This is a genomic window from Bacillus tianshenii (assembly GCA_020524525.2).
In the GTDB taxonomy this organism is placed as follows: Bacteria; Bacillota; Bacilli; order Bacillales; family Bacillaceae_N; genus Bacillus_AV.
This window is the reverse complement of sequence record CP129018.1, coordinates 484,341-498,881: the sequence shown is the minus strand read 5'-3', so window position 1 is coordinate 498,881 and position 14,541 is coordinate 484,341. Positions and strand designations below refer to the sequence as shown.

Annotated in this window: 13 protein-coding genes and 1 riboswitch; of the genes, 3 read left to right on the top strand and 10 right to left on the bottom strand. The window is 35.7% G+C overall.

Features of this window, described 5'->3' with window-relative positions:
* Positions 1-39 precede the first annotated feature (39 nt).
* The 8 genes from LC040_02400 to LC040_02365 form a co-directional block, all read right to left on the bottom strand.
* Positions 40-441, bottom strand: coding sequence for a hypothetical protein (locus tag LC040_02400; GenBank protein WLR51775.1), 402 nt, complete (start codon positions 439-441; stop codon positions 40-42).
* A 78-nt stretch (positions 442-519) separates the two neighbouring features.
* The gene (locus LC040_02395; protein ID WLR51774.1) at positions 520-1,332 is read right to left on the bottom strand and encodes a hypothetical protein; all 813 of its coding nucleotides are present in this window, start codon (positions 1,330-1,332) and stop codon (positions 520-522) included.
* Positions 1,333-1,345: 13 nt separating this feature from the next.
* Complete coding sequence (locus LC040_02390) at positions 1,346-4,780, bottom strand: hypothetical protein (protein WLR51773.1); 3,435 nt, start codon at positions 4,778-4,780, stop codon at positions 1,346-1,348.
* Entirely contained in the window at positions 4,777-5,655 is an 879-nt protein-coding gene (locus LC040_02385) for a DUF4007 family protein (GenBank protein WLR51772.1), read from the bottom strand. The genes LC040_02390 and LC040_02385 overlap by 4 nt, the downstream gene beginning before the upstream one ends.
* Positions 5,656-5,776: 121 nt before the next feature.
* A complete protein-coding gene (locus LC040_02380; GenBank protein ID WLR51771.1) occupies positions 5,777-6,685 on the bottom strand; it encodes a phospholipase D-like domain-containing protein in 909 nt (302 codons plus the stop codon).
* Positions 6,686-6,688: 3 nt separating this feature from the next.
* Entirely contained in the window at positions 6,689-8,506 is a 1,818-nt protein-coding gene (locus tag LC040_02375) for an ATP-binding protein (protein ID WLR51770.1), read from the bottom strand.
* A complete protein-coding gene (locus LC040_02370; protein ID WLR51769.1) occupies positions 8,503-10,143 on the bottom strand; it encodes a DEAD/DEAH box helicase in 1,641 nt (546 codons plus the stop codon). Before LC040_02370 ends, LC040_02375 begins: the two co-directional genes overlap by 4 nt.
* Before the next feature lie 338 nt (positions 10,144-10,481).
* On the bottom strand, positions 10,482-10,808 hold the full coding sequence (locus LC040_02365) for a nucleoside triphosphate pyrophosphohydrolase (protein WLR51768.1): 327 nt from the start codon (positions 10,806-10,808) through the stop codon (positions 10,482-10,484).
* 196 nt (positions 10,809-11,004) lie between these two features.
* Positions 11,005-11,111: riboswitch (SAM riboswitch) on the top strand.
* A gap of 295 nt (positions 11,112-11,406) precedes the next feature.
* On the opposite strand from LC040_02365, the gene LC040_02360 reads away from it, so the two are divergent.
* Both LC040_02360 and LC040_02355 read left to right on the top strand, forming a co-directional pair.
* Positions 11,407-12,741 (top strand): Na+/H+ antiporter NhaC family protein, encoded by a 1,335-nt coding sequence (locus LC040_02360; GenBank protein ID WLR51767.1) that lies wholly within the window; start codon positions 11,407-11,409, stop codon positions 12,739-12,741.
* Between the two features lie 89 nt (positions 12,742-12,830).
* Positions 12,831-13,316 carry a hypothetical protein gene (locus tag LC040_02355; GenBank protein ID WLR51766.1) on the top strand — a complete coding sequence of 162 codons (486 nt, stop codon included), beginning with the start codon at positions 12,831-12,833 and terminating at the stop codon, positions 13,314-13,316.
* Between the two features lie 18 nt (positions 13,317-13,334).
* Here the strand turns inward: LC040_02355 and LC040_02350 are convergent, their stop codons facing one another.
* Together LC040_02350 and LC040_02345 are read right to left on the bottom strand one after the other, a co-directional pair.
* Positions 13,335-13,502 (bottom strand): hypothetical protein, encoded by a 168-nt coding sequence (locus LC040_02350; protein ID WLR51765.1) that lies wholly within the window; start codon positions 13,500-13,502, stop codon positions 13,335-13,337.
* 111 nt (positions 13,503-13,613) lie between these two features.
* Positions 13,614-14,036: an organic hydroperoxide resistance protein gene (locus LC040_02345; GenBank protein WLR51764.1), complete on the bottom strand. Its 423-nt coding sequence runs from the start codon at positions 14,034-14,036 to the stop codon at positions 13,614-13,616.
* Between the two features lie 151 nt (positions 14,037-14,187).
* Here LC040_02345 and LC040_02340 point away from each other — a divergent pair, with 151 nt between their 5' ends.
* On the top strand, positions 14,188-14,475 hold the full coding sequence (locus tag LC040_02340; GenBank protein WLR51763.1) for a hypothetical protein: 288 nt from the start codon (positions 14,188-14,190) through the stop codon (positions 14,473-14,475).
* The last annotated feature ends 66 nt before the right edge of the window (positions 14,476-14,541 follow it).

Below are 14,541 nucleotides of genomic sequence, written 5' to 3'. Positions count from 1 at the left end.
AAATAGACCTCTTCATACGCAAATGTATGAAAAGGCCTATTACTGTGCATAGTGAACCTTCCCTGAAACATAGCACTTTCCGTTCTCTGCCAGGCAGCACTCTGCGCCGAGGACGGGTTTTCCCGACTTTTCTTCTATAAATAAATCTGTGCGATAAGGGTTGTAGTACAACGCGTCAACCTCTAATCTCCGTTCGCTGACCTCTCCTGCAAAGCTCCCAACTAAAACCGCATGAACGTTCTTCCGCTTCTCTCGCCTTACCCGGGCTTGTCCTGCCTTACTGACCTTCATCTCCACATCACGTAACAAAAACGCATCACCATACGCAATCACACGCCGCGTCTTCGCATCTTGAATAGAGAAAACATTCTTATGAAGATTCTTGTACACACGTACCCTTTGACCGATTTTGGGTGCTTGTCCGTTTCGGGGTTGGATCATGTTTGCTTCACCTTTTGACATAGATTTTGTGAATAGCATTCCCTTATTCGCAAAAATTATGTCAAAAAAGCTACTTGTTTATGAGAACGAACATACACATGGCATTTTCTTATCAACAATATCGATATACTTGTCTACGCCTTCTCTCTCCATTTGCTCACGATATTCCTTTAGTGTGAATGATTTTCCGTTCTTCTCCAAAATAGAAACATTCTTATCAAAGTGCTGACGAAAACGTTCTTCCATTTCTTCTTGTTCTTTATAACGCTCAGGCCAAACCCTATATAATCTAGCATAATGCCCATAACCGCCACGAACGCATCTGCCTCCACAGTTTGCATGTGAAAAGCCTAGGTCATACATACGTGGTAGTTTGATTTTCCATTCATTTTCAATAATCGCCTTTAAATCAACATCCGTTCTAAATTGGTCAATCAATGGAAACCTTGTTTCGATTGGTTCGATTGGATAATGCTCATAAAAGTTTGTTAAATTATCACGACGATGTGTTTCATGCGGACCAATTCCGAAATACAAAATGGGCTCTAAATTCTTCTTATCTCTTAATTCTTCAAGAAACACAAGGGTTTGATATACCTTTAATTCCTCTGAGCACTTTGCTACTCGAGAATTGCCAAGATACCCATAGTCATAAAACACTTCTTCTGGCGTCCGCCCATCAATGACCTCTGTAATCTCAACGCCAATATATTCAGTAACTTCGTCCATAAAGCGATAGTTATCCTCATCTTCCCACAATGTATTTGTGAAAAAGAGAATGCAGTTTTCCTTTCCATATGTCTGAACCATTTTATACGCCACATAGGCACTTGCTGCTCCACCACTAAACATAGCAATATGGACTTGTTTTCTTTCTTGAACTTCAGCCAATACTTACACCTTCCTACTCTACAAATTCCTCTATTAGAGAGTAAATCAAATATTCAACTTCATCTTTAGGAACTGTCCTTCCAGCATTTTTAATAATACGCTGGACATTTTTATAGATTGTTTGCGACTTTGTAGATAATTCTACTTTAGCAATAGACTTTTCTTTATCCCCTAATGCAAGTCTAATATAGTTATCGTCCTCATCATCTGCTTTTGTAATTGCTTGAAATTCACTTAATAACTGTTCCTTAAACATCTCAAAAGTTGTGTCTGACCATTCAGCAATTCCGACCCCTACAAAATTATAAGCTGTAAGATCAATCCAAGTATCTTCATTAGCTTGGAGGATTGATGTTAACAAATGACTCTTTTTACGCTGTAAAGAAGGTTGATTTTCAGCCCAATTAACAAATGCTACAAAATTATCAACCTGAGCATTTTGCATTATTTCTATTTCTAGTTCATTTTTTAAATAAACTAAATAGTTTTCGAGATAATTCTTCTCTTCTATTAACACCCCAAAGTCATATTGATATAAATCAAACAAATCGCTCATTGCCTTTTGGGGATTAATCTCTGTATAACGAACAATGTTCTTAAATTCGACAGCTGATTCTCTTGCCTTTTCGGTTGTTTGAGTAAATCTCGGAAGGCTGCGTAACCAACTTAACAATGCACTACTTAGTTGTATAACCTTTGGCCTTCCCATAACTGACTCATGAATATAAGAAGAGAACTGTTCTTCTAACTTTTCAAAGAAAGACATATATTTTTCATCAAACTTAAAATATTGATATTGATATTCAGTCGCTTCATCCACAAGTCGATACAATGTTTCGCCATTTAACCCTGTCACATACATATCATTTCTATAGAAAAGCAACTGATCCCACTTATCTCGAATTAATCCTACAAGCAATATAGGAACCAACGGTCTTCTTATACCAAATGGTTTATCTTCTAGCACTCTCACTAAGTCTTCAAGTGATCCTGAAGGTTGATTTTCAATTATTCCCAATAATTTTTTTCGCAGTTCTACTAACTCTACACACTTGATAGAATCTAAATTATTTATATCCACGCCATTGTTTTTGAAAGTAGTAGCATAGATTAAATATTCAGGACCGTTTCCTGTAATCCCGATGTTTTCTAACCTATAATTATTTAATAGAAAATCAACTATTTTATAGCCAGCTTTTTGCTGTACCTTATTAATTGTTCTACGGTTGAAAGAGTCATTACGAATCTCTGGAGTTAATGGGTAAAGTTCATTCATTAATACCGATAATTTTTTTTCCATAACAAAAGGATTTTCTATCTTCTTTTGTTTTCCTTTGTGCATCCAAGTTAATTCACCGTGGAAAGATTCATAAACACTCAAATACTTCTTTAGTTGATGTCGTAAATCTTCCATTTTCAAATGAATTTCTTCTTTAATTCGTTTATCTTGCTTTAATAACTCTTCATCTTCTAACATAAAACTTAGAATTTCATAATTTCTTACTTGCTCACTTATTTGCTCATATGTCAGAGCTTTGGTAAAACTAAAGAAAACACGTTCATCACTGTAATGCTTTATTAAATTTTGTAGAGTAGCAACCTCATCATGAGAGTCACATAACACGTAATAAATAACAGCGTCACTTTTTAATTTATCTTTACTAATTGTTTGATTGAATGTATCCTCTTTTAATTCTTGACTAAAAACTATTCTAACTTCTGCAAACCTTGTTATACTTTTCTCATCATTATATTGATTAGCCAAAAAGTATTTTGTATTTAACAGTGATTCTAAAATTACTCGACGGTTCTCTGTGGAAAGCTCATAATCCTTTAAACGCTCAAGTATTATCTCATCCAAATTGACACTGCTACCCTCAAAGAGCTCCCAATATCCAAGTGTGTGATTGAACCTAACAGCTTTATACTCCATCAGATTCTTTAAGCTTCTTTGAATTTCTTCAATGCTTTTTTCCAATGCAAAACTTAAAAACTCTTCTGTAACCTTAATTCTTGATTGCATCCCAGTAACTTGCCATAAAGTCATAAATCGAAGTAGATTTAATGACACGTTGTTTTTTCCATTTAAGCTTGGAACTCTGTTTGTAACTCTTTGATACAATTTTAAAATTTCTGCTGAGTTATCATTATCGCTAAGAAATTCATCAATACTGTTAAAAAAGTATGTGAATAATTGATACGGTAAATAATAACCTTCACTTTTCTCAATATGATTCATTAATCCACCAGAACCCTTACTTTCAAGAAAAGTAAATAGCGTACGTTCATTTTGAGCAAATATGTTTGATAAATAAGGCAATAAATGCAATGTAACTGGATGAATAGGGTATGTTCCATTAATAACAAGCTTTTCAACTTCTACCTGGTTTAACTCAGAAAAAAGAGGATACTTTCGAAGCCAAACCTTCATTTCGTTTTTAACTTCTTCAGGTGTTTTAATTTTTAAATTTTTAAGAATTGATTCAGTCAACCTTATAAAAGTAGAATTATCACTATCTATATAATAAAGACGGTATCGCTTTTCAATTCTTTGAAACTCATTTTGTAACTCTTCATTAAAATTCGCAAAGTATTGACGTAAATTTCGGTGTGTAATAAGCATAATATGCAAGCTATTTGTTGTAGTATGATCCGCTAACTCTGCTATATCTTGTAAATCTTGCATTGTTTGATGAACTTGATTTGCTTCAATACTTTGTAAAAACCTACCAAATTCATCATAAACAATAAATAACCCCATATTATAATGATTTAATTCACTGACAACATATTCTAATTGTTCAATAAAATTATTTTCTAAGTGAGATGCTACAAACTCTGCACCTGAAGTTAGCTCAGGAAAAATATCCTTAAACCAATCAATTTCACTTCTTTCATGGTTTAAAATATTAACTCTCCATACCGCGATATCTTTACCTTGCTCTTTAAGCTTTGCTAAGAAAAGTTTATAAGTTTTAGGATATTGTTCTTCCCACAATTCAATCGTAGTTAATATTTTATTTGCAACGCCAGGCATCACAATGTCTAAGTCGTGTTGATAGATCGCTTTCATAATTGCAGATAATATAGCTTCTCGGAAATCTCCTTCATTTCCATTTAAGATAATTGGAAGGTGATTTCGTTTGCTTCCACTTATTTTAACCAGCTCATCAAAAATTGCATCATCAACATTATTAAATTTATCAATCAGTATCTCAAACCCTTGCTCATCAATAGTTTGAGAAGTCATACTTGAGATTAATGTTCCCAACAAAGATTTCCCTGTACCATATGGACCTGAAATGATATGCGCTTTTCTTTCGTTATTGTTAAACCCTGACAATATACCTTGCAGTGCTTCTGCATGTGCCGGAGTAGGAAGATAACGATCGAAAAATTCTCTTTTCCCTAAATCAAATTTAATATTTATACTCGATTTAAAACTCATATCAACGTTTCAACCTTTCGTATGTATTCACTTTCTAAAAAGCCAAGCGCACTAATTTCAGGCAAACGCACTGTATCCAAATTATTTGTCCGCGTAAATACTAGCGGGTACTTAGGATGCTTTGCAAGCTGATTTAACCCATCAATAATTGAGCTCCGGTCCATTGAAAATACTTTTCCCCATAAACCTTCTGAAGACGCAATTTCATCTACAGTTATTGTCTCAACTTCATTATTACTTTGATAATCAAGCAATACATACATTAATGCAGAAAGCCCGATATCTTCACTACGAATAGTTTGCTTATATATAACACCTTTTCTTTCTTTTATAAAACCCAGCTTTTGAAGAGGACTCCTAATTACTTCTTCAGGATCATCCAAGCTACTCCCAGAGGTATAGAGTTTTATCAAACAATCAATATCACGTTTCAAAGAGTTATCTGAAACCTTTTTTTCTTCGTTTAAATTCACCCAGTATTTAAAGAGGTTATGTAATTCTTCTTTCGTGGTCATCGTTTCATTCAATATATTAAAAAACCAATACCAAACGGTCCCAGGCTCTTTTTCTTTTGCAAGATGATAATGCAGAACAGCTGCTGTTTCATTAAATTGAATAAACTTATCATGCTTTTCTACTAAGTATCCAAAATTCGTAATACTATGTACTTTTTTTCGTTGTTCATTATAAGACTCTGAAACTACATTTGTAGCTACCACCCAAAAACGCAAAGACTTTACCATATTTTTACCAAGCCCAATTTTTTCAAAGGCTTCATCATCATAAAAAAACCGTTCATCTTTCTCTATATGTCTAAAAGCTTTACTTAACCATCGGTCACGTAAGTAAAAACTTTGATGTTGACCATATGCCATAGATATCCCTCTTTTTCAAATAATCAATGCTCTGTTTCTGTTGGAAGGCTTTATCCAGTAATCGTAAAAGTCGAAAAGGAGGCATCTAGAATAACTCTAGATGCTAAATGACTTTTATACTCTAAACCCTTCTAATCCGCTGTGAATAATTTGGTCTGTCAACTTTGAAATTTTGAACCTCTAATTCAGCTAACCAATTAAGCAAATTAGATAGTAATAGTTTTACATCTTTTCTATAGAGTGGAGGATCATCAATTAACGCATCATGTAATTTTGCAGTTAGTTCCCCAAAATAAATTTGCTCTTCAATTACTGAATTAAACCATTTAAATACTTTGGTAGAAAGGAATACACTTCTAACGTGATCTTGCTGTATTAATTGAGAACGCTTAAGTCCTAAAAGTAATAAATCATGACTACAAACATCTACTGGTGAGGAACTATATAACATTTCTGTGGAAAAGAGATATATTGGTGAATTCTCTAACATAAAAGCTATATTGGAATTCCATTTTATTTTTGGTTCATTTGAAGAGTAACCAATATTTTCTAATTGTCTTCTCATTTCCTTTACTAAATGCTCATTTACTAGAGTTGAGCATAAGAACATTTGGTTAATTTTTTTACTGTCCTCATTACTTAACTTTCCAGAAACTATGCTCTCTAAATTAGCGTTATTACAAAGCCCCAAGCCTCTCGAGGTTAAATTGGCACTTCCAATAGTAAAAAGAGCATCGTCGTATATAAAGATTTTTGCGTGCAATAATTCGTTAAAATATAGTTCCCATCCATTTAAAGCACAATAACTTATAATCTCAAAGTCAGTACTACCCATTAAAATATCATTTAGATTAAATCTAACCATTAACTTTTTGTTTTGAACATTAGAGCCAAGCTTTGAATCTATGTACTCTAATGCTGATATCTTTGTATATGCAGAAATGATTGAAATACTATGAGTAACATTTTTTAAGTAACCAGCAATTTCTTTTTTTATATCTCCTTGATATACGATGTTACTTGTTATCATTTCTTAAATTCCTTTTTTGTAATTTTTCAGAAAATTCCTCGCGATTCTTCCCCAATCTTTCCTTATATCTTGAATATAGTCTTTTCTTTCACTCTCTGGAATCTCATCTTCATACCTAGCCCAAGCTGCCAACAATAATTTAAGTCCGGCACTTGCTTTAACTAATCTTTGACTTAATTTTTCCTCATTCAGCTCTTCTACTTCTTCATCTAATACTTCTAATAAGTTATCATATGCTGGGTGCTGAGTATTAAGTGTGATATCCAAAGCTCCCCCTCTTGGTTGAACAGTAAAAAAAGCATCACTTTCAAACGCTTTATGTGTAAAGCAGTATTTCAAATTTTTAGTTACCGTTTCAGTTGCTTTTTCTTTTGCTTCTTCTTCCTCATACCCACAATCCATAAATCCTTCTTGAATTTCGCGAACTCTTTCTTCAAGCTCTTTTGTCTCTCCTTCATCACTCGCACCAACGTGGCCTAATTTTTTCCTTTCATCTGTAGATGATGTAGCTGCCTCTTCTACTTCTGTCGTCTTGTGTCTCTTTCTAGAATCAATTCCTTTCTTTTGATTTTCTATGAGTTTTTTCATATTATTGTATTGTTTAACAATTGCATCACAAACCTCTATTAACCTAGCTCTTGGGTCCCCTTCTTCTTCAAGTTCTTGTTGTATTTCATCAATATCTTTCCCCTTTTCTTGAAGTGCAATAATATCTTCAATCATTCCTAAAATATCAGAGAAATTTCTAGCTGTTTGTTTATTATTTGTTACCCCCATGAGTTCATCTAATGCAGGTGGGAATTCAACTTCAATCCCCCACCATCTATCCCTTGGATCGTTAGAAACTAAGGTTTGATCTAATTCTAACTCTCGCCCTGCTCTTACAATAGAAACCCCGACATTTTTAGCAGCATGCTTACCATGAGCTTTTGAACCAGCATTTCGACCTTCTCTAGCTTCTAATTTAGCCACAGAAAGTTGAACAGTAATTTCATAATCCTCTCCATCCTCCGTAACAGAAAAAGATAATTTCTCCCCAAAAGGCTCAAACATTGCTGTTTCATTAAAAGGCTCTGGACAGCTAGTTTTGTCCATTAGATAGCATGGATCATTCGGCATTGCTAATTTATTTAATGCATGGGTAGTAGGATTATCAAAATCACTTACCGTTAACCTAATTTTTGTTTCACCACTTTGGATAAACTTCCTGTACATTCTCCCGATAAGAAATTCGGAGTGGTCTACTAAAGTCTTACCTTTACTCCACATCAATCTATCTAAATCTGACCAGACCACTAAAGTACCAGAATCTCCGAACTTAGAAGCTGTTTGTATCCATATTGATGGAATACTTTTTTTTGTAGGTAATGGCATAGCATGATTCTTATTTACTTTTATTTCTTCGATATCTAAATAAGTATGATAAGCATTTTCAATACCATCCTGCCAGCTCCACACATCTACTCTTTTACACTGAGAAATTGAAGACGCTGGTAGCCCCATCCCGAAACGTCCCATACCAGTACGCTGATTTCTTTTTAACCTTGTACCATTTCCAAACTGTAAAGCCATATGTAATACTTCCGGAGACATGCCTTCTCCATTATCTAAAACCCCAATTTGATATAACTTTTTTGTTTTTCTGCTCAAGAAAGTTTCTTTCTCCATACAAATAAGTTGAACTTCATTAGCTTGAGCTTGAATAGAGTTGTCAATCAATTCAGCTACTGCATAAGCAGTATTTTTATAACCATTATCTCTCATTGCCTCAATTGCTAAATGTGCTGGCACATATGAATTATCAGTTGCTGTTGTTGTCATCCCCATACATCCTCCCAATTATTAAATGAATCCGAAATATCTCCAAAACCCGGTAACTCAGGATCAATTATTGTTACAATCGTTGCTGTTTCATTACCACCCGCTTTAATTCCTCTGATAGCACGACCGACCATTTGACTGTAAAGAACCAACGATAAAGTTGGCCTTCCAATAATTGCTGCGCTAGTCTTAGGAGCATCAAACCCTGTTGTTAACACTCCGTAATTGCAAAGAATTTTTGGCTTAGGTTCATCATTTTTGAAATCATTTATGATATTTACTCTTATAGAATTAGAGGTTTCTCCTGTTAAAGAATAAGAATGATAACCACGAGCACTTAATATTTTTGACAACATATTTGAACATTCAACAGAAGGAGCAAATAAAATTATCCTATTATGTTCTTTAGTTAACTCTTCAGTTTTTTGTACAATTTTAAGATTACGTTTTTCGTTTTTTCCAAGTTTTTTTAAAACCTCTAATGTTATTTCTTTAGAATGTTGTATTTGTTCAGCATCTTTTTCTGACATAGAAGATTTTTCGTTAATTAAAGAAACAAAGTTAGCTTTTGCTAAATAACCTTGTTCAACTAAATAGTCTACAGGGCTTTTATATCCCTCAACCTCTAACTTCACTTTTCTTTTCGCAAAGAACTTAGATAATTGTTCATCAGCCTCGATATCATCCCACGTACGTCCAGGAGTAGCACTCAACCCTAATAATTTCCCTCTTTTACTTCCATAAAATAATAAATCCAACACTAGTTTATACGTTCTTGCAATTGCTTGATGTGCTTCATCTATAACAATAAGTGAACATTTATTAGCAAGCTTAGTAATAAACTGAACACCGTTTTTTCTTGTTGTTACACTAACTATCTTAGGAAGACCAGCAATTATTATACCTTCATCAATATCTTCTATATTCAGTTCTCTGGAGCCCCAAAATTTATGTATCTTTAATTCTCTGTCCCCTAAGTAAGACCAAGCTTTTTCAAACTCTTCAGCAGCTTGTTGACATAATTCTTCCGTCGCAGCTAACCAAACGATAAGAAACTTTTCATTGTTTCTTAGATAATCACAAATTATATTCATAGCTGTTCTGGTTTTACCAGCACCAGTAGGCATGTGTAACAAAGCTCGATACGGCCGTTCACTTAGTAACTTTTTGACCTTTAATGTCGCAAGCCTTTGGTGAGTAAAAAGACTGTAATGGCCATTAGCAATTAAATTTTTATTTTCCTCCTCTTTTTCATTACTGTCTTGCTGCTGTTTAGGTGGATACATGTTAAAAAAATTAAATAATACTTCTTCGTTAGATGATCCTCTTTTAAAATTTGTTATTTTTAACTTTTTATATAAATCATTGGAGCACTCAAATTTTATGCCTAAAATGTTTCCTAGCAGCTGCACCTCATTAACTTTTAATAAATCAATCACTATATTTCTTAGGTTTTTGTTTAATAATATTTCTTCGTCTTTATACAACTTAAAAATTAAAGATTTCATTTCCGTACTTCTACGATATTTACTATCCAAAGTAGTTAATATTCTTATTGTTTGAGATCCCAATATTTCTTGCAGAATACACTCTTCAGCCCTATGTAATACTTCTTTCAGAGTAACTATATGCCCCACCCCAGATACCTTTTTACTAACTCGTTACATTAAAGTGAGTATTTTAAACTACATTTTACCATCTATTGTATTTTTTTAAATACTTTCGACATTATTCGTCATCTTTCATAACAAAAATGTTTTGTTACTATAAAAAGCACACCTCAACATATTAAAATGAGGTGTGCTTTTTCACAGCAAATATATTTTAATTTAAACAGTTACTTTAAAATTAGAATTAACTGATGCAACTTAGTATTCATATCTTTTTTTAAAATTTCCAACTTTAATATTCTAGAACAAACCTTATTTAGCATAAAGTACCTCTAATAAAAACTTTTTATATAAAACATCTTGCTTTATTCATCCTCTACCTCTTCCAAAAACACCTTCTTCTCAAACCCGCCACGTGCAGCGGCTTTGATTTTCATCATATCTAACAACCTTTTATCATCGGCACCATAGGCATTGCTTAGAGCAAAGACGACTTCTAGGATGTCGGCTAGTTCTTCGACTGCTTTTTCTGTGTCTTCTTCCTGTTCAAATTCAGCTACTTCTTCATGCAGTTTCATTTTTAATTCTATGATGTATTCTTCGTCTGAGAGAATAGACCATTTGGCTTCTTTTCCTGCGGCTTCGATTATTTCTAGAATTTTGTCTCTGACCAGTTTGTTATGTTTTGGCATGTGTTCATCTCCCCCTAATCATTTCCTTTTTTCATCATACCAACAAAACGTTTTATTTAAAACATCCACTTGTTAACGCTGTCATTTTCATCTTTTTAAAAATTCCAACCAAACAGATAAAATTTCCATTGACAAAACACCTTGCACATCTTAAAGTGTATAACAGACTCATAGAGAAAAATTATTTTAATAAATCTTCTTATCAAGAGAGACTGAGGGACTGGCCCGATGATGTCTCGGCAGCGGACTCGTGTGACGAGTGCTGTGCCAAATCCAGCAGGTGCAATGCCTGGAAGATGAGAAGAGTGTTTCTTATATATGGACATATAAGACCTCTTCTTGCATAGGAAGAGGTCTTTTTCTTGGTGGAAAAAGGGCGGAGCTTCACGCTAAATGCGATGTTTCACCCACGCTTTCAGCTTTTACGGAAGAAAGCATGGTCCATGAATGAGCTTAGTTTCGCTCACACCTCTTTAATTAAAGTTGGTGCTCAGCATATTCAACTCTTTTTTTCACTCTTAGGTAAGAGGAACGCTTCATTTTTTCTATATCGTCACCGCACAAAATACTATTCTATTAAAATTGGAGAGATGTAGTTATGACTCAAACAAAAGGCAATGCGCTTGCATTGTTGCCACTCGTAGTCTTCTTGGGCTTATTTATCGGCTCAGGCATTATTACAGGAGATTTCTACAAGATGCCAATCTTAGTTGCAGTAATCATTGCGGCTGGTGTGGCACTTGCGATGAATAGACAAGATTCCTTAATGACAAAGGTAGAACGATTCGCTAAAGGTGCCGGTAACCCGGATATTATGATTATGGTGTTCATCTTCGTGCTTGCCGGAGCATTTTCCGCAACAGCGAAAGGAATGGGCGCGGTGGAATCAACGGTAAACCTTGCGTTGACTGTTCTTCCGCAAAATCTGCTTATTGCAGGGTTGTTCATTATTGGAGGCTTCATTTCTCTTTCAATGGGAACGTCTATGGGAACGATTGCGGCGCTGGGCCCAATCGGTGTCGGCATCAGCCAGCAAACTGACCTGTCAATGGCGCTTGTAATGGGTGCGATTGTCGGTGGAGCGATGTTCGGTGATAACCTATCAATTATTTCGGATACAACAATTGCGGCGGTTCGGACGCAGAAGACGGAAATGCGGGACAAGTTCAAGACAAACTTCTTCATCGTCTTACCAGCAGCACTGATTACCGTTATCGTCTTAATTGCCATTACACTTGGGAACACATCAGAAGTAACAGCTGGTGACTACAACTGGGTGAAGATGCTTCCATACTTGAGTGTTCTCGTTGCGGCGTTGCTTGGTTTTAACGTGCTGGCGATTTTAGCTGGAGGTGTACTTCTTTCAGGAGTCATCGGGCTGATTGACGGAAGCTATACAATTGCAAGCTTCTTTGCGAAGATTACTGAAGGTATTGCGGGCATGTCGGAATTGATTCTATTGTCGATGACAATTGCCGGAATGGTAGCGCTGATTACACATAACGGCGGCATTCAATTTATCTTAAACAGCCTGACACGCAATATTAAGACAAAGAAAGGTGCAGAGTTCGGCATCGCAGGCCTTGTCGGCTTAACAAACCTTTCAACAGCAAACAATACCATTTCAATCATTACAGCCGGACCATTGGCGAAAAACATTGCGGACGAATACGGAATTGACAACCGCAAATCTGCAAGTGTGCTTGATATCTTCTCTTGCAGTGTCCAAGGCTTAATTCCATATGGCGCACAGATGCTGACAGCAGCAAGCTTTGCATCACTCTCACCTGTCAGCATCCTGCCATACACATTCTACCCAATCCTAATTGCCATTTCCGGGGCTATTGCGATTCTAATCGGCTTCCCTCGCTTTAAGACAGAGCCAAAAGGACAAAAAGTTTATACAATGAAAGAAAGCTATGAAAATAAATAAGTAAGTAAGAAAATCCGACTCTTCTTTTTATAGGAGGGTCGGATTTTTTCATGCTATACTATGTTCAATACAAATTTTGGAGGAACTTTATGAACAAGCTTTATTTCTTCGCAATGATTACAGTAGTCATACTTTCAGGGTGTCAGGCAGAAAACAGGTTTACAAACGAAATGGACAAGACGATCAGCTCTTATATTCTTGAATATAATCAATCCGTATACACTTCTACTGACGTGCAATTTGAGGCGCATAAGGTCTATGGAGCAAGCGAAGAGAACGGAACTATTTCGGTCTACCTCTACTCCCTCTATCAAGGATTTAACCGAGAGACAAAAGCAGAAGCTCAATCAGGTCACTCTATGCCGCTTCTCATTAAGCTACAAAAGGACGGAAACAGCTATCAAGTAATAGACTATATAGAGCCGATGAATGGCGATTATTATAAGGAATCAATTAATGAAATGTTTCCTAAGAAATATGCCCGGCAGGCACTAAGTGAGACAGGAAATGCTTCGAAATTAAAAAATGAAATAAAAACGAAAGTGGAGGAATGGCTCAAAAGGGGGCCTAAATAAGGGAGCTAAAAAAATGAATTATCTCAAGGTAATCACTAAGAGGTCGTTCTGAATAACAAGATTCTCATACTTGTATCGTTTTCCTTCAACTACCAAATCTCCATCTTTTATTAATCTTTCAATCGCTTCTTCTATATGCGGAACGTTGATTCGCCTGTTATTCACGTCAACAAACAGAATAAACATACATCATCCACTCCTTTACTACCAATATATATAAAGGAAAAGAGATTGCTTGTTTATTCGCCTTCAAAGCAATAGAAAAGGCTGGCCCTCACTTGGACCAGCCTTCTTCAGCTACATCAATTCTGTATTCAATTCCACATCAATGTTACCGCGTGTTGCCTTGGAGTATGGACATACTTCATGAGCGCGTGCGACAAGCTCCTTCGCTTCATCAATCTTCACACCACTTACTTCTACATGCATCACAACGCTGATCCCGAAGCTTTCCTCATCTTTTCCAATGCTAACGTTTGCGGTTACACGCGCATCAATGTCTTTCTTTTCTTCCTTCGCTGCCATTTCAAGTGCACTGCCAAAGCATGCGGAGTAGCCTGCCGCAAATAACTGCTCAGGATTTGTCGCTTTCGGGTCGCCATCTCCGCCAAGTGATTTCGGCATCGATAAGTTGTAATCAACCACACCGTCATCTGATTTCACCGACCCATTACGTCCTCCAACTGCGGTTGCTTTCGCTGTATATAATGGTTTATCCAAGATTTAATCGCTCCTTTGTTAAGAGTAGTTATCTTATCGGTAATGTACCTTTTCACAAGAGCGATTAAACCTCTTTCATCCCCACCCGCTTCTGCATAAACAAACCACATTCTCCACACAACTAAAGAAAGTCCACCTTAAGGAGAAAACGATGCAGCCACTCTTATACATAAATGACATCAAGCTGAAGAGCAATCAGCACACTCTTGTGATCACTTATTTGAATACACTCGAACCCTTGTATTGTCGCTATTTCTTAATCGAGCTTGATCCTAGTAATTTTACGGTGAAAAATGTTTCTGTCTATAACTTCCGCTTCTCTCGCTATGAAAGTGTGATTGGGCTCTATTCCCCTGCATTAATCGAGCAAATCAAGCATACTGTCGTCAGTCAATTAGGTTTAAACGAAGCACCCCTTTCCACAGAAGAAGTCAGTTAGAGGAAAAATTTGCGAAACCTTCTATCTCGAAACAGCGTCTATCTTTTATAGTTAAAGAATAGGAGG